We start from the raw sequence: 17,750 nt of genomic DNA, 5'->3' as shown, positions 1-17,750 counted from the left end.
CAGCGGCTTCATTGGGCCGGTTCAAGCACCAGCACATGGAAGCTGCCCGGCACCATGGACGGACGGCCCCCGGCCCTGGCGGCCTCGAAGGTCGCCGTTGGCAGATAGACGCGACCCGTCACCGGATCCAAGGCGCCGGTGCGGGCGCCCTTCTCCGTCGGCACCATGGCAGTGACGGCGGGCACGCCGCTGGCATCCTGGCTCAGCACCGTCAGCACGCCGTCATGGCCGCAAGGAATCAGGAAACGGTGATTCCTGGCGTCCAGGATGACCGCGTCGGCTCCCTGGCCTATGGACAGGCTGGCCAGGACATGGCCGTCGGCGGCATTCATGGCCACGGCCCGGCCGCTGGAACAGGCTGTGACCAGGATACCCGTGGCCGGGTCCAAGGCAAGCCCGGTGGGACCGTCGCAATCCGCCAGCGGCCGTCGCGCCAGCACGGCATGGCCGGGCAGGTCGACCACCACCAGTTCGTTCCTGTCCTCCACGTTGACGTAGAGATGACCCTGCGCGTCCGCCGCCGCGAATTCCAGCGCCCCGCCCACGGCAATATGGCCGACGACGGCGCGGGCGGCCGGATCGATCAGGGTGATGTCGCCCTGCTTGCCGTCCATCACCGCGACCAGCTTGCCGGCCCGGACCACGGCGTCCGGCTTGGTCCCGGTGGGCAGGCTGGCCAGGACCGCGCCGTCGGCCGTATTGAACAGGGTGGCGGTGTTGCTGTCGCCGTTGGTGCTGACGGCCAGCCCGCCGCCCAGCGGCAACACGCCGTGCACTCGCTGGCCCGGCACCAAAGTGGGCGTCAGCCGACCGCTGTCCAGGTCCAGCGCCAGCACGCCGTCGCCCCGGGCCACGTACAGCCGGCGGGCATCGGCATCCACGCTGGCGTAGTCCCACGGCCCATCGGCGGCGGCAATGCTGGCGCCCTGGCGGTAAGGCGCGTCGGCGGCCCCGGCCGTCCCCGCGGAGGCGAGGCCGGCGGACAGAAGGGCGATGGCGGCGCAGAAGAGTCGGCAGGCCATGATCGGCACGTCCAAGCGGTGAACCCCCCTGCTCAATAACCGCAACCCGGCCGTGGGGACCGCTAACTTTTGCGTTAAGGCCCCGTCTGCCCTGGTGCCCCACGGCGGCAAGGCCGCTATCGTGCGCCGAGATACCCTAATAATGCCCAGCCAGAGTTGCCCGCCCATGCCCAGGATATTGGTGATCGAGGATGAGGAGCGGACGGCGCGGGAGATCGTCGACGCGCTGAAAGCCGAAGGCTATGCCGTCGACCTTCGCGCCGATGGCCCCGCCGGCCTAGCGGCGGCACGCGGCGGCCATTACGACGCCATCACCCTGGACCGCCTGCTGCCGGGCCTGGACGGGCTGACCTTGCTGGCCGACCTGCGGCGGGAAGGGGTGACCACGCCCGTGCTGGTGGTCAGCGCCCTGGACGGGGTGGATGACAAGGTGCGCGGCCTGCGCGCCGGCGGTGACGATTACCTGACCAAGCCCTTCGCCCTGGCGGAACTGGTGGCGCGGGTCATGGCCCTGGCCCGCCGCCGGGCGGACAAGCCGGCCGGCACCCTGCTGCAAGCGGGCCCCCTGGTCATGGACCTGATGAATCGGCGGGCCACGCGCGGGGCGCGGGATCTGGACCTGACACCGCGCGAATTCCGCTTGCTGGAATACTTTGTGCGCAACGCGGAACAGACCCTGACCCGTAGCATGTTGTACCAGGCCGTATGGGAGTACAGCTTCGATCCCGGCACCAACGTCATCGACGTCCATATCGGCCGCCTGCGCCGCAAGGTGGACTGGGATAACGAGGACCCGATGATCCGCACCGTGCGCGGCGGGGGCTGGCGCCTGCATGCCCCGGATTGAACGGTTCCGCCTGGCGGACCTGCCCCGCACCACCGCCTTCCGCATGACCCTGCTGTTCGGCGTGCTGATGATCACCGCCGTGCTGCTGGTGCTGGGCTTCGTCTACTGGCGCACCGGCGTGTTCCTGACCCGCCGGCTGGACGACACCCTGGTGCGCGAGACGGAGGAATTCCTGCGCACCTCGGTACCGGAGCAATCCGCCCACATCGACAGCCTGGTTGACAGCGACGGCCGGGGGTATTGGAAGGCCCTGCTGCTGGCCCCCGACGGTCACGTCCTGGCCGGCAACCTGCCGGCGTTGCCGCCGGAATTGAAGGACGCCGACGGCAAGGTCCACGCCCTGCCCCATGGCGCCGGCCCGACGCCGGAGCACCACCACAGGGCACGCGGGCTGGCCCACCGCCTGCCGGAAGGGGGCGTCCTGGTGCTGGCCCTGCGCACCGATGAGGTTCACGAGGTGCGCGAGCTGATCCTGCGCGCCATGGCGGCCGGCCTGGTGGGCAGTGTCGGCCTGGCCCTGGCGGGCGGTCTGGTGCTGAGCTTCGGCACCCTGCGCCGCATCGAGGCCATCCATCGCGCCAGCGCCACCATCATGGCCGGCGACCTGTCGCAGCGCCTGCCCACGCGCGGCTCCAGCGACGACTTCGACAAGCTGGCCGCCATCGTCAACGCCATGCTGGGCAAGATCGAAGGGCTGATCGGCGACGTGAAGGCGGCGGGCGACAACATCGCCCACGATCTGCGCACCCCCCTCACCCGCCTGCGCACCCGGCTGGAGGGGGCCCTGCGCCGGGGCGGCGATGTCGAGACCCATCGCGCCGCCATGGAAGACGCCATCAGCGACGCCGACCAGATCCTGGCGACCTTCCGCGCCCTGCTGCGCATCGCGGAGGTGGAGGATGGCCGCCGCCGCGCCGCCTTCGCCCCCGTCGATCCCGCGGCCCTGGCCACCGCCGCCGCCGAGCTGTATGAACCGCTGGCCACCGCCCAGGGCTTGGCCTTCGCCGCCGACATCCACCCGGTCGGATCCGTCACCGGCGACGCCGACCTGCTGTTCGAGGCGCTGGGCAACCTGCTGGACAACGCCATCAAGTTCACGGCCATCAAATATGGCGGGGCGGGCGGCGCCGTCAGCCTGACCCTGCGGCAGGAGACGGGACAGGCGCCGGAGCTCATCGTCCGCGACACCGGGCCCGGCATCACGCCCGAACAGCAAAACATGATGTTCCGCCGCTTCACCCGCGGCGATGACGCCCGCCACACACCGGGCAACGGCCTGGGCCTCAGCCTGGTGGCCGCCGTGGTGCAACTGCACGGCTTCCACCTGGACGTCGGGGACGGCCAGCCGGGCTGCATCATGCGGGTCAGGCTGGGCTAATCAGCGGCCAGCAATTGCCGCGTCAGGCCGTCGCAATCCACGTCGTCGGCACCACCGAAGTCGGGCAGCGGGATGGGGATCAGGCGGCCGATGGTGATGCGGGGGGAGCGGATCTTGCCCCTGACCACCACGGGGGCGTGCAGGTCCAGAAGGTCGAACTTCTTGGTATCGGCCGTGACCTCGGTATCCACCTCCTGGGTCTTCAACCGCACCTCGCCGTTGACGTGGACCACCGATTTGCGGGTGTCCATCATGGTGCGGTCGAAGGCCACCTGGCCGTGGTTGAAATTCAGGCGCCCCAGGGCGCAGCGGATGGGGATCTGGTCGTCGCCGGTGATATACAGCACCAGGGCGTCGGCGATCTGCAGGCCAGCCAGGCTGACCATCAGGGAACTGATGGTGCCGCCGGACATGGTGACGACGACGTTGCCGGTGGCCGACCCCATGACCTCCGCCAGGGAATGGCCGTTACCCACCAGTTGCACCCGGCCCCGCAGCTTGCCCGTGGTGGTGTCGAAATAGTCAGAGCCACGGAAGAAAGTCTTCAGGTCCACGTCCTGATAGGACAGGTTGGCGCGGGTCTGCGGGTTGTCGCTGCGGGCGTCCAGCGCCAGGGTGCCGGCCAGGGTGCCGCCGCCCACGCTCATCCGCAACGGGTCCACCATTGCCTGCCCGTCCCGGACGCGGACACGGAAGTTCAGGGCCGTCACCGGCAGGTAGTCCGGCGCCACCACGCGGCGCGCGTCCAGGCTCACATCCATGTTCATAGCGCGCAGCCGTTCCATTTTCAGCGGTACGTTGGGGAACAGGTCCCCCGTCGCCTCCAGCTGGGCCTGGGTCTTCTTCTGCTCCGCCGAAACGTTGCCCTTGGCGCCGGGCGTGGCACCCACCAGGGGGGCCAGGTCGGCGAAGGCCAGATGGTCGGATGTGAGATGCGCCGTGAGGAAAGAGGGCTTGGCATGGTGATCGATGGCGATGTCCCCGGCCAGGTCGCTGTCGCCCGCATGCCAGGCCATGTCCACCACCCGCCAGACACCTGGCTCATGCGTCAGCTTGCCAGTGATGCGGTACGGCGGCGTGGGCGGGCCCGGAATGCCCAGCAGGGGAAAGATGTCCGAGAGGTTGGGGCCGGACAGTGCCACCTGCACGTTGGATCCGGTGAATTGGAAGGGATCCTCCAAGGTGCCGTTCACCGTCAGCTTGGTGGCCCCGTAATCGACCTTCAAGTCCACGGGATAGGGCTGGTCCGTGTCGCGCAGCATCAGCACGCTGCCGCCGATGAAGTGCACGGTCAGGGGCTGGTTTTCGATGCTGCCCTTCAGGTCCAGCTCGGCCTTGGGTTCGGCGGGCGCCTGGCCGGTGGCCGTCTGCACCGTGCCGTCGAGGTTCAGCTTGCGCTTCGCGTCGCGATAACTGACGCGGCCGTCATCGATCTCCAGCCGGCCGATCAACGGCACCTCATCCCGGCTTTCGGGTTTCAGCTGGTTCACCGTGCCACTGGCCACGGGACTTTCCCCCGGGCTCCAGTTCCATTGTTCCTGCTCATTCTTTTCCAGCGCCACCACCGGCTGACGCAGGACCAGCTGGGGGAACACCAGGTCGCGGTGCAGCAGCAGGGGTTTGAGCTCGATATCCAGCTCGATCTGCTTGGCGGTAAACAGGTGCGGCGCCTGGCCCCAACCGGTGTTGGAGACCTGCACGTCGTCCAGCAGGATGTGGGTGACCCAGCCCCAGTGGACGGAGATCTTGCCGATCTTGGTCTTGCGCCCGGAAAAGGCGTCGGCCCGGTTTTCCAGCTGGGCGCGCACATAGTCGGAGGTGACGAAGAAATAGACCCCCGTTCCGGCCAGCAGCACCAGCACCACCAGCACACCCAGGGACCAGCCGATTATCTTGAATGCCCGTCGCATGGCCCAAATCCGTAAAGCAGGTTCCGTCCGGCAAGGCCTCATCCGGCAAGCCCAGCGTTCATCCCCCATCCCCTGCCAACCGCCAAGGTGGTGCCGCGGTTCCTTTGGGTGCTTTTGGGATGCCTTTACCGGCGGTCCCCCCTATGGTGGCGGCCAATAAGGCTTTGAGGAACGAACCCATGCTGTTGCACCTGTCCACCTGGTCGGAGACCGAGCGCCATCTGGAACGCTCCAAGACCATCGTCATCCCCATCGGCTCCAATGAGCAGCACGGCCCCACCGGCCTGCTGGGGACGGACTGGCTGTGCCCGGAGATCATTGCGCACGAGGCGCACAAGGGCGGCGCCGACATCCTAGTGGGCCCCACCTTCAACATCGGCATGGCCCAGCACCATCTGGGCTTCCCCGGCACCATCAGCCTGCGCCCCTCCACCTTCATGGCGGCGATCGGCGACTGGGTGCGGTCCCTGGCCGTGCACGGCTTTCAGCGGATCTATTTCCTGAACGGCCATGGCGGCAACATCGCCACCATCGAGGCCGCCTTCTCCGAATTGTATGCCGAGGCCAGTTTCGCCAAGCGCCGTGCCGGCTTCGCCCTCAAGCTGCGCAACTGGTGGGATCTGCCCGGCGTCAACGCCCTGGCGCAGCAGCTGTTTCCCGCCGGCCACGGCAGCCACGCCACCCCGTCGGAAATCGCGGTGACGCAATGGGCCTATCCCGACGCCATCAAATCCGCCGAGTACACGCCCAAGATCGCCGGCTCCGGCCCCATCCGGGAGGCGCTGGACTTCCGCGCCCGGCACCCGGACGGCCGCATGGGTTCCGATCCCGCGCTGGCCACGCCGGAGAAAGGCGGCCAGCTGGTGCGGCTGGCGGTGACCGGCCTGGTGGCCGAGGTCGCGGCTTTCGGCAACGAGCCCGCCGTCTGAAGCGAGCCACCGTTTAGAACGTCAAAGGGGCCTTGCGACGTCGCAAGGCCCCACCCGGCGCGGTATAGCCAACACTCGGAAGGAGACCCAAGAAGATGCGCCTGTCCATCCTGCTGTCCGCCCTGGCCCTGCTGGCCGCCCCCGCCGCCTTCGCTGAAACCGGCATCGTCCGCACCCAGGGCCCCAACGCGGACAGCCCCATCGCCGCCGCCGTCACCGTGCCCGCCGGGGCGGAGACGGTGTACCTCAGCGGCGCGCTGGCCTCGGTCATCGATCCCAACGCCCCCAAGGGCAGCGTCCAGGCCTACGGCGATACCCAGGCGCAGGTGCTGAGCGTGCTGGGCAAGCTGAAGGCCACGCTGGAAGGCCTGGGCTATGGCATGGGCGATGTGGTGCAGGCCCACGTCTTTCTGGCGGGCGATCCCAACAAGGGCGGCGACATCGATTTCGCCGGCCTGCAGGCCGCCTGGACGCAGTACTTCGGCACGGCGGCGCAGCCCAACAAGCCGGCGCGCAGCACGGTGAAGGTGGCGGCCCTGGTGCTGCCCGGCGCCCTGGTGGAGATCGAGGTGACCGCCGCCAAGGTGAAGCACTGACCCAGGCTTATTATGGCGCTGTGTCGTCCAGCCACAGCGCCACCCAGGCCAGGGACGCGGGCCTTCTCCTCAGGTCATCTCCGGCAGATGGTCCAGAACCTTGTCCAGGGTGATGGGATAGTCGCGCACCCGCACGCCGATGGCGTTGTAGACGGCGTTGGCCACCGCCGCCCCCACGCCGCAGATCCCCAACTCGCCCACGCCCTTGGCCTTCATGGGGGAGGAGATGGGATCGACCTCATCCAGGAAGACCACCTCCTGGTGCGGGATGTCGGCGTGCACCGGCACCTCGTATCCCGCCAGGTCATGGTTGACGAAGAAGCCCCGGCGCTTGTCCACCGCCAGTTCCTCCATCAGGGCCGCCCCCGCCCCCATGGTCATGGCGCCGATGACCTGGCTGCGGGCCGACTTGGGGTTCAGGATGCGTCCGGCGGCACAGACCGCCAGCATGCGGCGCAGCCGGATCTCACCCGTGGCGCTGTCCACCACTACCTCCACGAAATGGCCGGCGAAGGTGGATTGCTGGTACTTCTTGTCCAGGTCGCCGTATTCGATCAGGTCTTCCGCCACCAGTTCCCCATCCTTGGCTGCCTGGGCCAGCGGCATGGTGTGCCCGCCGGATGAGACATGGCCATCGGCGAATTGCGGTTCGGCAGCGTTGAAGCCCAGCTTGCGCGCCACGGCCTGGCGCAGCTTCATGCAGGCGGCATAAACGCCCGCCGTCGAATTGTTGGCCCCCCACTGCCCGCCGGAGCCGCAGGAGACGGGGAAGCTGCTGTCGCCTAAGCGCACCGCCACCTTGTCCAGCGGCACGCCCATGGTTTCCGCCGCCGTCTGGGCGATGATGGTGTAGGTGCCGGTGCCGATGTCGGTCATGTCCGTTTCCACCGTCACCATGCCCTGGCCGTCCAGCCGCACGCGGGCGGCGGATTTGGTCACCAGGTTGTTGCGGAAGCCCGCCGCCACGCCCATGCCCACCAGCCAGCGCCCCTCACGCATACTGGCGGGCTTTGGGTTGCGCTTGGCCCATCCGAAGCGCTCGGCCCCCTGCCGCAGGCATTCCGCCAGCTGGCGTTGCGAGTAGGGGCGGCCCGGCTTTTCCGGATCCTCCTGCGTGTCGTTCAGGATGCGGAACTGGATGGGATCCATGCCCAGCTTTTCCGCCATCTCATCCATGGCGATCTCCAGCGCCATCAGGCCCGGCGCCTCGCCGGGGGCACGCATGGCATTGCCTTCCGGCAGGTCCAGCACGGCCAGGCGCATGGCGGTCAGACGGTTGGCCCCGGCATACAGCAGGCGGGTCTGCTGCACCGCCGTCTCCGGCTTGCCGCCGGGCAGATCGCCGGACCAGCTTTCATGGCCGATGGCGGTGATCCTGCCCTCACGCGTGGCGCCGATGCGGATGCGCTGGATGGTGGCCGGACGATGGGTGGTGTTGTTGAACATCAGCGGTCGGGTCAGCGCCACCTTCACCGGCCGCCCCGCCACCTTCGCGCCCAGGGCCGCCATCAGCGCATCGCTGCGCACGAACAGCTTGCCGCCGAAGCCACCACCGATATAAGGCGAGATCAGCCGGATGTTTTCTACTGGTATGTTAAGGGTTTGCGAGACGTCCTTGACACCCCAGTTGATCATCTGGTTGGCAGTCCACAGGGTCAGCTTGTCACCATTCCAGGCGGCAATGGTGGCATGCGGCTCCATCATCGCGTGGCCCTGGTCGGGCGTGGTGTAGGTGGCGTCCAGTTGCACCGGCGCCGCGGCGTAGGCGCCGGTGAAATCGCCCACCGTGCTGTCCGGTTCACCCTTGGCCACCGCCGCCCCGTCCCGGGCGGCCGCCAGGTCATAGGCCCCAGCCTCCGCCTGATAGTCCACCCTGATCAGGCTGGCGGCGTCGCGCGCCTGCTCGAACGTCTCGGCCACCACCAGGGCCACGGCCTGGTGGTAGTGCTGGATTTCCGGCCCGCCCAGCAGGACGGCGGTGTTCCACTTGCCCTTGCCCAGCGTGCCCGCGTTCTCTGCCGTCACGACGGCGATGACGCCGGGGGCGGCCTTGGCGGCGGCAACGTCCATGCGGCTGATGCGGCCCTTGGCGATGGCGGATCCGACAATGAAACCGTAGGCCTGGTTGGCCACCACGTCGTGCCGCTCATAGGCATAGGGGGCCGTGCCGGTTGTCTTCAGCGGCCCGTCGATGCGGTCGGTGGCCTTTCCCACCACCTTCAGCTGGTCGATGGGGTTGGTGGCGGCGGGTGTGTCGAACTTCATGGCCTCACCCCCTCGCCTCGGTCAGGACGGCGGCCAACGTGCGCTCGGCCAACTTGATCTTGAACCGGTTGTCGGCCGTCGGACGCGCATCGGCCAGCAGGCCGGCGGTGACCGCCTTGGCGCCTTGCTTCATGTGCGCCTCCGCCGCCTCCACCCGCCAGGGCTTGGGCGCCACGCCGCCCAGCGCCACCCGGCCCCATGCGATCCCGTTGGTGCCGCCGGGCTGCACGATGGCGGCGACGGAAACCAGCGCGAAGGCGTAGGAGGCACGGTCGCGCACCTTGTGATACAGCTGCACGCCGCCCACCGGCTTGGGCAAGGTCACGGCCGTGATCAGTTCCCCTTGCTCCAGCGTCGTTTCCACATGCGGCGTATCGCCGGGCAAGCGGTGCAAGTCCGCGATGGGGATTGCGCGGGTAGCGCCGCCGGGCCGCACCGTTTCCACCATCGCGTCCAGAACCCGCATGGCCACCGCCATATCGCTGGGGTGGGTGGCGATGCAGGCCTCGCTGGTGCCGACGACGCCCAGTTGGCGGCTGATACCGCCGATGGCGGAGCAGCCGCTGCCGGGCTGGCGCTTGTTGCAGGGCTGGTTGGGGTCGTAAAAATAGGGGCAGCGGGTCCGTTGCAGCAGGTTGCCGGCCGTGGTGGCGACGTTGCGCAATTGGCCCGAGGCGCCGGCCACCAGGGCTCGGCTCAGCACGCCATAGTGCCGGCGCACCCGAATGTCGGCCGCCAGGTCGGTGTTACGCACCAGGGCGCCGATGCGCAAGCCGCCGTCCGGCGTCTCCTCGATCTTGTCCAGGCCCAGGCCATTCACGTCGATCAGATGGGCCGGCGTTTCGATCTGCAGCTTCATCAGGTCCAGGAGATTGGTACCGCCGGCGATGAAGCGGGCGCCGGGTATGCTGGCCGCCTTGGCCGCGGCATCGGCCGGGGACGTGGCGCGTTCATACGTGAAGGGCTTCATGCCGGATCCCTCCCATTTTGTTGGCCCGCCGTCCTCTGGCCGGCCACCTCGGTCATGGCGTCCAGGATGTTGGAATAGGCGCCGCAACGGCAGATGTTGCCGCTCATGCGTTCCCGCATCTCCACGTTGGTGGCCTGGGGCGCGTCCGTCAGGCTGCCGGTGACATGGCTGGGGATGCCGGCCTTGATCTCATCCAGCACGGCAACGGCGGAGCAGATTTGACCCGGCGTGCAGTAACCGCATTGGTACCCGTCATGCTTCACGAAAGCTGCCTGCATAGGGTGCAGCTTGGCCGGCGTGCCCAGCCCCTCCACCGTCGTGACGCTTCCGCCCTCATGCATGACGGCCAGGGTAAGGCAGGAATTGATGCGCCGGCCGTCGACGATGACGGTGCAGGCGCCGCACTGGCCATGGTCGCAGCCCTTCTTGGTGCCAGTCAGGTGCAGATGCTCGCGTAGCGCGTCCAGCAGGGTGGTGCGGGTGTCCACCTCCAGCGTCTGCGCCGTGCCGTTCACGGTAAGAGACACGCGGGTCATCACAGGGTTCATGAGAGGCACCGGACCGGGATGGGGGGCCGGCGGCTCATCGGCGTCGGCGGGCATAGCCTGGCCGTGCCGCGGCGTCGCCGTCAAGGCGGCGGACGCCGCCGCCCCCAGCAACAGTCCGCGCCGACTGACGTCGGCGTTCCCATGATTTCGCATGTCGTCCCCTCTGCCAACCGCCAACGTGGCAACGCCAAGGTACCGCTCCTGAACCCGGCAGGGCCTGCTTGGTTCCCATCGCCCCTCATTCCCATCGCAAATGCGGAACCATGACCGTGATGGCGGGTTTTGCTGCCTCCATCATTCCCATGCGAGAGAGGAGGCTCCGATGCAGGCGGTGCGTATCCACAGCTTTGGCGGAACCGAGGTTCTGACGCTGGAAGATGTGCCCAAGCCCGAGCCCGGTGACTATGAGGTGCTGGTGCGGGTGCAGGCGGCCAGTGTGAACCCTGTCGACTACAAGATCCGCAATGGCAAATACCTCCCGGCCGACCAGCTGCCGCTGACCCTGGGCCGCGACATGTGCGGCACGGTCGAGAAATGCGGCCGCGCCGTCACCGGCTACACCGAAGGGGACGCGGTCTTCGCCATGCTGCCCACCGACCGGGGCGGCTATGCCGAGTACGTGGTCGCCAACGTCGCCCATTGCGCGCCCAAGCCGGAACGGCTGGACCCCATCCAGGCCGCAGCCGTCCCGCTGGCGGCCCTGACGGCCTGGCAGGGCCTGTTCGACCATGGCCGCCTGAAGGGCGGGCAGCGGGTGCTGGTTCACGGTGCTGCCGGCGGCGTGGGTCACTTCGCCGTGCAGTTTGCCAAGGCCTACGGCGCCACCGTCTACGCCACCTGTTCCGAGGGAGATCTGGAGTGGGTGCGATCCCTGGGCGTGGACAAGGCCATCGACTACAAGAACCAGCGCTTCGAGGATGAGGTGCCGGAGGTCGACCTGGTCTATGACCTGGTGGCGGGTGAGACCCAAGACCGATCCTGGTCGGTGCTGAAACAGGGCGGCATCCTGATTTCCACCCTGACCGAGCCCTCGGCCGACAAGGCCAGGGAGCATGGCGCCGAGGGCACGCGCTACACCGCGCACCCCGATGGCCGCCAGCTGGCGGAAATCGGCCGCCTCATCGACGCCGGGCAGGTGCGGGTACAAGTCGACAAGGTCTTCGCCCTGGAAGAGGCGGCGGAGGCGGAGCACGTGCTGGAGGATGAGCATGTGCGGGGCAAAGTGGTGCTCAAGGTCGCTTGAGCTCCCCCGGGGGCGGCGTGGCGGCGGGCCTCATGGCCCGCCGTGACCGCCCGTGGCGCCGAAGACCTGGCCGGTGGAGAAGGTGTCCTCGTTGCTGGCCAGCAGCACGTAGAGCGCCGCCAGCTCCGCCGGCTGCCCCGGCCGGCCCAGGGGCGTATCCGACCCGAAGGTCACCAGTTTTTCCGGCGGCTGGCCGCCGCTGGGCTGCAGGGGCGTCCACACCGGGCCGGGCGCCACGGCATTCACCCGGATGCCCTTCTTGGCCAACTGCTTGGCCAGGCCTTTGGTAAAAATCATGATGGCGCCCTTGGTCGCCGAATAATCCAGAATGTTGGGCGACGGATCGTAGGCGTTGACCGAGGCGGTGTTGATGATGGCCGCCCCTTTGCCCAGGTGCGCCATGGCCGCCTTGGTGATCCAGAACATGGCGTAGACGTTGGTCTTGAAGGTGTCGTCGAACTGCTCGCTGCTGATGTCGGTGAGGCTGTCCACCGAATGCTGCCGGGCGGCGTTGTTGACCAGGATGTCCAGTCCCCCCAGTTCGCGCGCCGCGTCGGCCACCAGCTTCTGGCAGAAGGCCTCGTTCCGGATGTCGCCCGGAAGGGGCACGGCCTTGCGGCCTGCGTCCTGGATCAGTGTCACCACCTCCTTCGCGTCCGGTTCCTCCACCGGCAGGTAGCCGAAGGCCACGTCCGCCCCCTCGCGGGCGAAGGCGATGGCGGCGGCGCGGCCGATGCCGCTGTCGCCTCCCGTGATCAGCGCCTTCCGCCCCGCCAGGCGGCCGGACCCTTTGTAGCTTTCCTCGCCATGGTCCGGCCTTGGGTTCATGCGGCTGGCCAGGCCCGGCGGTTCCTGCTGTTCCTGCTTGGGGAAAGGCGGGCTGGGATATTCGGGCGTCGCGCGCTTGCCGCCGGCGGTCGCGGGCGCCGCCCGGGCGGGGACCGCCGTGAAACCCGCCATCGCCGTGCCCGCCGCCAAGCCGCCGATGACGGTGCGGCGGGAGGTGCCGTTGCCTTCTTCGCTCATGATCCTGTCTCCGCAAGGGGTATGCGGCGTCAACAGACGCAAGGGCGGCCGGTTCCGTTTCGGACCGGGGGAACGAAGCCGTTCAGTGGCGCTTGAAGCGGTGTTTCCTTTGTTGGAGGTGATAGATGACCAAGCCGCTTCGATCCCCGGGCGATCCCCTGGGCATTCCCGTCCCCCTCCGCGTCTATATCCGCCGGCCCTCGCCCGCCGCGATGCAGAACGCGCCGGGCCGCAAAACCTCCTGGATCCTGACCTATGAGGCCAAGCCCACCCATGAAACCGATCCGCTGATGGGCTGGAAGGGCGGCGGCGATCCGCAGCAGGACGTGTACCTCGCCTTCGACAAGCTGCAGGAGGCGGTGGACTATGCCGAGCGCCACAACCTGCCCTATGAGATCAGCGATCCGGAAGAGCGACCGCGCCCCCTGCCCCGGCCGCAGACGCACCAGATGCGCCAGGTGTTGAGCGGCCCCACCATGGCGCCGGCCCGTCAGGAGGATCCGAGCATTCGGGGCCATCAGACCGTGGTCACGACGCCGGGCCCCGTGGTGCCCCAGGCCATGGCCGATGGCCAGAAGGCGCTGATCGACAGGGCCAACGCCCCACCGCCCTATGTGCCGGATCGCGACGCGGTGGAGGACGCCAGCGAGGACTCTTTCCCCGCCAGCGACCCGCCATCCTGGACGCCGGTGACGGGGGAGGCCAAGAAGACCGTCTGATAGCCACCCACCGGCCCCAAACCTTTCCTAATCACTTTTCCCCAAATCACTCTTTTTCGAGGCGGCAGGGGAATATCCCGCCGGTCCCACCCGTCTGAGGGGACAGGGACTGAGGGAGCCGCTGTATGACGCCGAAGCAAAACCTGTTTTCCGCCGCACTGGTGGTGGCCTTGGCCGTGGGGGGTGCCGGCACGGCCCACGCCGCGGGCGATGCCGCCAACGGCGCCACCATCTTCAAGAAATGCGCCGCCTGCCATTCGGCGGAGCAGGGCGTGAACAAGGTGGGTCCCAGCCTGTTCGGCGTGGTCGGCCGCCCGGCCGGCAGCATCAGCGGCTACAGCTATTCCCCAGCCGTGCAGCAGGCGGCGGCCAAGGGCCTGGTGTGGAGCGAGGACAATATCGTCGCCTACCTGGCCAACCCGCACAAATACCTGGGCGATTTCGTCGGCGATCCATCCGTCCCGAACAAGATGCCCTTCAGCCTGGCGGATGAGCAGCAGCGCCGGGACGTGGTCGCCTACCTCAAATCCCTGGCGCCGCAATGAGGCGCGCCATCGTCCTGGCCCTGCTGCTGGCCTGCGGCCTGGCGGGCCTGGCCCAGGCGGAAACGCCTGTGCTGCCGCCTGATCAGGCGGCCCTGCGGGATGAGATGGCGCGCATCCATGCGGGCCATGTCGATGCCGACGCCCTGCAGCGCATCGACAGCGACATCGCCGCCATGCCTGCGGGCGCCGCGCACATGGGCATGGCGACGGGCGCGCCCTACCCTAGCCTGAAGGCCACCCAGTTCACGCCTGCTCCAGCGGCCCAGCCGCCCACGTCCAAATGGACCCGCCTGGCCAGCTACGCCCCTGATAGTCCCAGGGCTGACACTCCGAAAGCTGACACGCCCAAGGCCGAAGTCTCCAAGCCCGACGCGCCAAAGGCGGAGGCCAAGCCGCAGCGCACCTATGTCGGGCGCGAAACGTGCGAGAGCTGCCACCAGCAGGAGGCGACCAACTGGGCCCACACCATCCACGCCAAGGTGTTCCAGCAGAACCCCCGCACGGAGTTGCAGGCGCAGAATTGCGAGGCCTGCCATGGTCCCGGCTCGGCCCATGTCGAGGATCCCTCGGACCTGACGACCATCATCAGCTTTTCCAAGAAAAGCAAAACACCGGTGGCGGAACAGAACGGCCAATGCCTGACCTGCCACGCCGGCGGCCAGCGCATCTTCTGGCATGACAGCATCCATGACAGCAATCAGCTGGGCTGTGCCGATTGCCACAACCCCATGACCACCTTCGGCGCGCGCGGCCTGACCGCCCGGGAAAGCATCAACGAGACCTGCTTCCAATGCCACAAGGCCCAGCACGCGGAATTCGCCCGCCGGTCGCACATGCCCCTGCTGGAGGGCAAGCTCAGCTGCACCGACTGCCACAACCCCCACGGCTCGACCACCGCCCCCCTGCTGAAGGCCGACAGCGTGAACGAGGTCTGCTTCACCTGCCATGCCGACAAGCGCGGGCCCTTCCTGTTCGAGCATGCGCCGGTGCGCGAAAGCTGCCTGAACTGCCATTCGCCGCACGGATCCAACTTCGAGAACCTGCTGAACGCGCCGCGCCCGGTGCTGTGCCAGCAGTGTCACTCGCAAGACGGCCATCCCGGCAGCCTGCTGACGGCCGGCAACATGGCGCGCGGCCCCATGCCCGACCCGCGCCTGATCGCCACCAGCTGCCAGACCTGCCACGTGAACATCCACGGGTCCAACAGTCCCTCCGGCGCACGGTTCGAACGATGAGACCTCGTCTGAAAACCCCCACCCGCTGGCTGCTGGCGGCCACCGCCCCCTTGGCGGCCCCCTTGGCCGTGACGGCGGCTCAGGCCGACAGCGGCACCACCGGCTATGGCGGCCCGGGCAACGTCCTCAACCCCACGGCCCAGGTGATGAACCGGGCGCGGGACAACGACGGCCTGTCCATCATCGACGACGTGACGCGCACGCCCACGGGCCTGATGTACCCCGTGCCCTTCCGCACGCCGGACATGACGCAGAGCCAGAGCGACCCCGACTGGTGGACCCAGGGCTGGTTCGAGGCCGGCATCATGGGCACCTTCGGCCAGGACAGCCGCTCGGCCGCGCTGAACGAATACGGCGACTGGAAGAACGGCTTCACCGTAACCGGCTTGGGCTTCTCGGCGGAGAACCGCAAGACCGCCCTGCACGCCTCCGCCTACGGCCAGAACCTGGGTCGTACCGACCAGTATTATCAGGTGGATGTCGGCCGCTATGGCGTGTTCGACCTGCAGGCCTATTTCGACAGCATCCCGCACACCTTCTCCACCACCGCCAAGTCGCTGTGGGACGGGGCGGGCACCGGCAACCTCACCCTGCGCGGCGGCCTGACGCCCGGCGGCTCCACCCCGGCGCAGGTCAACGCCGTGGCGGCGGCGGTGGGGCCCAGCACGCTGCGCATCCTGCGGGAAAAGGCCGGCAGTTCCCTGACCTATACGGCGGATGAGCATACCGAGCTGTTCCTGAAGATTTCGGACGAACAGCGCAACGGCACCCAGCCCATCAGCGCCACCTTCGGCTATCCGTTCCAGAACGGCGCCACCCAGCTGATCCAGCCCATCCATTACCAGACCGTCGATGTCACCGGCGGTGTCCGCTACAAGGAACAGAACTTCCAGGCCAACCTGGCCTATGCCGGGTCCTTCTTCCGCAACGACATCCTGGACCTTACCTGGCAGAACCCGGGGCTAACGTCGAACACCACGCCCGGCGCCTATATCCCGCAGACCGGCCGGCTGAGCCTGGCGCCCAACAACGACTATCACACGGTGAAGGGCGATCTGGCGGTGCAGCTGTCGCCGGCCTCCCGCTTCACCGCCAGCCTGTCCTACAGCCTGATGCGCCAGGATGATGAGTTGCAGGCGCCCAGCACGGGCGCCGGCCTGATCACCAGCGGTGCCAACACCATCAACCTCGGCCAATGGAACAGCGCCTCGGCGCTGAGCCAGCCCACGGCCAACGCCGCCATCAACATCCTGAACGCGGTGGCGCAGTACCATTACACCGTCAGCCCAGACCTGGGCCTGACGGTGGAGGTGCGCGACCGGGATGAGGCCAACCGCACCAACTACGTCGCCTACAACCCGCAGACGGGGCAGTACGGCTACATCGCCATCGACGGCGGGCTGGCGCCCTTCATCCCGTCCTTGAGCGGCATCTACCAGGCCAACACCCCGGGCAGCCTGGTCCAAATCCGCAACATGCCCTTCGCCAACAATGAGTTGCAGGCGACGGTCAAGGCGGCCTACCGCCTGGACACGCATTGGAAGCTGGACCTCAGTTACGAGAACGACACCATAGACCACACGGTGCGCGAGATCGCGGACGCCCACGACAACATCGCCCGGCTGCAGGTCAGCACCACGGGCTATGAGTGGGGCACCGCCCGCCTGTCCTATGAGTTCGCGCGCCGCATCGGCAGCGATTACCAGTCCAACCCCTACACGCCCTATTATTCCTCCGCCCTGCCCGGCTACATCCCGGCGACACCGGCGGGCGACCCGGCCTTCGCCCTGGCGGACCTGCGCAAGTTCGACGTGGCCAACCGGACAGAGCATGTGCTGCGCGGCCAAGCCAACTACATCCTGTCCCCGCGCAGCGACCTGCAGCTGACCGGCAGCGTCAAGGTTGACGAGTACGACGCCGCCTACGGCCTGCAGGCCACCCACGCCTATGATGTCACCGCCGCCTATACCTACCAGATGTCGGCGGCGACCACGCTGACGGGCTATTTCACCTATCAGAACCAGGACCGGGGCGTGGCCAACATCAATGCCACCGGCAGCGGCACCAGCGGCAGTGCCGGCAGCGCGGGCTATCCCCTGGCCAACGGCTGGACGGAAACGGTGGGGTCGGACAATTACACGGTGGGCCTGAACGCCCACCACAGTTGGGGCGTCATCTCACTGAACGCGGACTACACCTTCACCCGCGCCAGAACGGCAATTGACTACGCCTTCGCCAGCACCGGCGCCTTCTTCAACAGCCTGACGCCGGCGCAGGCCGGCAGCAGCTTCCCCGACATCACCTACGACAGCCACGCCCTGCAAACCGATGTGCGCTGGCAGATGTCGGAGGAGCTGTCCTACCGCCTGTATTATCGCTTCAATTATGAGCGGGTGGTGGATTTCCACTACACGGGCCTGACGGCCGGCGCCATCAACAACAACACCTACCTGGGCGTCGTTCCCGAGACCTACACGGTCCAGACCATCGGCCTGCTGGTCCAGTATGTCTTCTAGC

General features: G+C 67.9%; 15 protein-coding genes. 9 read left to right on the top strand and 6 right to left on the bottom strand.

Going from position 1 to position 17,750, the window contains the following annotated elements; genetic code table 11:
• Positions 1-8: 8 nt before the first annotated feature.
• Positions 9-1,022: a YncE family protein gene (locus Y958_RS24720; protein WP_145727625.1), complete on the bottom strand. Its 1,014-nt coding sequence runs from the start codon at positions 1,020-1,022 to the stop codon at positions 9-11.
• Between the two features lie 166 nt (positions 1,023-1,188).
• On the opposite strand from Y958_RS24720, the gene Y958_RS24715 reads away from it, so the two are divergent.
• Both Y958_RS24715 and Y958_RS24710 read left to right on the top strand, forming a co-directional pair.
• Entirely contained in the window at positions 1,189-1,869 is a 681-nt protein-coding gene (locus tag Y958_RS24715; protein ID WP_088874573.1) for a response regulator transcription factor, read from the top strand.
• The gene (locus Y958_RS24710) at positions 1,856-3,247 is read left to right on the top strand and encodes an ATP-binding protein (protein WP_088874572.1); all 1,392 of its coding nucleotides are present in this window, start codon (positions 1,856-1,858) and stop codon (positions 3,245-3,247) included. Before Y958_RS24715 ends, Y958_RS24710 begins: the two co-directional genes overlap by 14 nt.
• Here the strand turns inward: Y958_RS24710 and Y958_RS24705 are convergent.
• Positions 3,244-5,157: an AsmA family protein gene (locus Y958_RS24705; RefSeq protein ID WP_186291599.1), complete on the bottom strand. Its 1,914-nt coding sequence runs from the start codon at positions 5,155-5,157 to the stop codon at positions 3,244-3,246. The genes Y958_RS24710 and Y958_RS24705 overlap by 4 nt on opposite strands.
• 179 nt (positions 5,158-5,336) lie before the next feature.
• Between Y958_RS24705 and Y958_RS24700 the strand changes: the two genes are divergently transcribed.
• Positions 5,337-6,086, top strand: coding sequence for a creatininase family protein (locus tag Y958_RS24700; RefSeq protein ID WP_088874570.1), 750 nt, complete (start codon positions 5,337-5,339; stop codon positions 6,084-6,086).
• Positions 6,087-6,181: 95 nt separating this feature from the next.
• A complete protein-coding gene (locus Y958_RS24695) occupies positions 6,182-6,682 on the top strand; it encodes a RidA family protein (RefSeq protein WP_088874569.1) in 501 nt (166 codons plus the stop codon).
• Between the two features lie 69 nt (positions 6,683-6,751).
• Here the strand turns inward: Y958_RS24695 and paoC are convergent, their stop codons facing one another.
• From paoC to paoA, 3 genes are read right to left on the bottom strand one after another with little or no spacing between them, the layout of a single operon-like run.
• Positions 6,752-8,947 carry an aldehyde oxidoreductase molybdenum-binding subunit PaoC gene (gene paoC, locus Y958_RS24690; RefSeq protein WP_088874568.1) on the bottom strand — a complete coding sequence of 732 codons (2,196 nt, stop codon included), beginning with the start codon at positions 8,945-8,947 and terminating at the stop codon, positions 6,752-6,754.
• Positions 8,948-8,951: 4 nt separating this feature from the next.
• A complete protein-coding gene (locus Y958_RS24685; RefSeq protein ID WP_088874567.1) occupies positions 8,952-9,917 on the bottom strand; it encodes an FAD binding domain-containing protein in 966 nt (321 codons plus the stop codon).
• Entirely contained in the window at positions 9,914-10,618 is a 705-nt protein-coding gene (gene paoA, locus Y958_RS24680; RefSeq protein WP_088874566.1) for an aldehyde dehydrogenase iron-sulfur subunit PaoA, read from the bottom strand. Before paoA ends, Y958_RS24685 begins: the two co-directional genes overlap by 4 nt.
• 169 nt (positions 10,619-10,787) lie before the next feature.
• Here paoA and Y958_RS24675 point away from each other — a divergent pair, with 169 nt between their 5' ends.
• Complete coding sequence (locus Y958_RS24675; protein ID WP_088874565.1) at positions 10,788-11,708, top strand: NADP-dependent oxidoreductase; 921 nt, start codon at positions 10,788-10,790, stop codon at positions 11,706-11,708.
• A 30-nt stretch (positions 11,709-11,738) separates the two neighbouring features.
• Here the strand turns inward: Y958_RS24675 and Y958_RS24670 are convergent, their stop codons facing one another.
• Positions 11,739-12,734 carry an SDR family oxidoreductase gene (locus Y958_RS24670; protein WP_088874564.1) on the bottom strand — a complete coding sequence of 332 codons (996 nt, stop codon included), beginning with the start codon at positions 12,732-12,734 and terminating at the stop codon, positions 11,739-11,741.
• A 125-nt stretch (positions 12,735-12,859) separates the two neighbouring features.
• Here Y958_RS24670 and Y958_RS24665 point away from each other — a divergent pair, with 125 nt between their 5' ends.
• The 4 genes from Y958_RS24665 to Y958_RS24650 all read left to right on the top strand — a co-directional run bounded on the left by Y958_RS24665 (position 12,860) and on the right by Y958_RS24650 (position 17,749).
• On the top strand, positions 12,860-13,453 hold the full coding sequence (locus Y958_RS24665) for an NADH dehydrogenase ubiquinone Fe-S protein 4 (protein ID WP_088874563.1): 594 nt from the start codon (positions 12,860-12,862) through the stop codon (positions 13,451-13,453).
• Positions 13,454-13,578: 125 nt separating this feature from the next.
• Positions 13,579-13,998, top strand: coding sequence for a c-type cytochrome (locus tag Y958_RS24660; RefSeq protein ID WP_004272033.1), 420 nt, complete (start codon positions 13,579-13,581; stop codon positions 13,996-13,998).
• On the top strand, positions 13,995-15,233 hold the full coding sequence (locus Y958_RS24655) for a DmsE family decaheme c-type cytochrome (protein ID WP_211098772.1): 1,239 nt from the start codon (positions 13,995-13,997) through the stop codon (positions 15,231-15,233). The genes Y958_RS24660 and Y958_RS24655 overlap by 4 nt, the downstream gene beginning before the upstream one ends.
• Entirely contained in the window at positions 15,230-17,749 is a 2,520-nt protein-coding gene (locus Y958_RS24650; RefSeq protein WP_088874562.1) for an MtrB/PioB family outer membrane beta-barrel protein, read from the top strand. Before Y958_RS24655 ends, Y958_RS24650 begins: the two co-directional genes overlap by 4 nt.
• Position 17,750 lies beyond the last annotated feature (1 nt).

The sequence above is a fragment of the Nitrospirillum viridazoti CBAmc genome (assembly GCF_000730165.1).
In the GTDB taxonomy this organism is placed as follows: Bacteria; Pseudomonadota; Alphaproteobacteria; order Azospirillales; family Azospirillaceae; genus Nitrospirillum; species Nitrospirillum viridazoti.
Note: the sequence above shows the minus strand (reverse complement) of the source record. Positions and strands in the feature narration are given on the sequence as shown.

Excerpts from the sequence above, each read along its gene's own strand:
- Y958_RS24665 (WP_088874563.1), top strand. The coding sequence starts at position 12,860 with ATGACCAAGCCGCTTCGATCCCCGGGCGATCCCCTGGGCATTCCCGTC.
- paoC (WP_088874568.1), bottom strand. The coding sequence starts at position 8,947 with ATGAAGTTCGACACACCCGCCGCCACCAACCCCATCGACCAGCTGAAG.
- Y958_RS24705 (WP_186291599.1), bottom strand. The coding sequence starts at position 5,157 with ATGCGACGGGCATTCAAGATAATCGGCTGGTCCCTGGGTGTGCTGGTG.
- Y958_RS24650 (WP_088874562.1), top strand. The coding sequence starts at position 15,230 with ATGAGACCTCGTCTGAAAACCCCCACCCGCTGGCTGCTGGCGGCCACC.
- Y958_RS24710 (WP_088874572.1), top strand. The coding sequence starts at position 1,856 with ATGCCCCGGATTGAACGGTTCCGCCTGGCGGACCTGCCCCGCACCACC.
- Y958_RS24700 (WP_088874570.1), top strand. The coding sequence starts at position 5,337 with ATGCTGTTGCACCTGTCCACCTGGTCGGAGACCGAGCGCCATCTGGAA.
- Y958_RS24695 (WP_088874569.1), top strand. The coding sequence starts at position 6,182 with ATGCGCCTGTCCATCCTGCTGTCCGCCCTGGCCCTGCTGGCCGCCCCC.
- Y958_RS24655 (WP_211098772.1), top strand. The coding sequence starts at position 13,995 with ATGAGGCGCGCCATCGTCCTGGCCCTGCTGCTGGCCTGCGGCCTGGCG.
- Y958_RS24675 (WP_088874565.1), top strand. The coding sequence starts at position 10,788 with ATGCAGGCGGTGCGTATCCACAGCTTTGGCGGAACCGAGGTTCTGACG.
- Y958_RS24670 (WP_088874564.1), bottom strand. The coding sequence starts at position 12,734 with ATGAGCGAAGAAGGCAACGGCACCTCCCGCCGCACCGTCATCGGCGGC.
- Y958_RS24660 (WP_004272033.1), top strand. The coding sequence starts at position 13,579 with ATGACGCCGAAGCAAAACCTGTTTTCCGCCGCACTGGTGGTGGCCTTG.
- Y958_RS24720 (WP_145727625.1), bottom strand. The coding sequence starts at position 1,022 with ATGGCCTGCCGACTCTTCTGCGCCGCCATCGCCCTTCTGTCCGCCGGC.
- Y958_RS24685 (WP_088874567.1), bottom strand. The coding sequence starts at position 9,917 with ATGAAGCCCTTCACGTATGAACGCGCCACGTCCCCGGCCGATGCCGCG.
- Y958_RS24715 (WP_088874573.1), top strand. The coding sequence starts at position 1,189 with ATGCCCAGGATATTGGTGATCGAGGATGAGGAGCGGACGGCGCGGGAG.
- paoA (WP_088874566.1), bottom strand. The coding sequence starts at position 10,618 with ATGCGAAATCATGGGAACGCCGACGTCAGTCGGCGCGGACTGTTGCTG.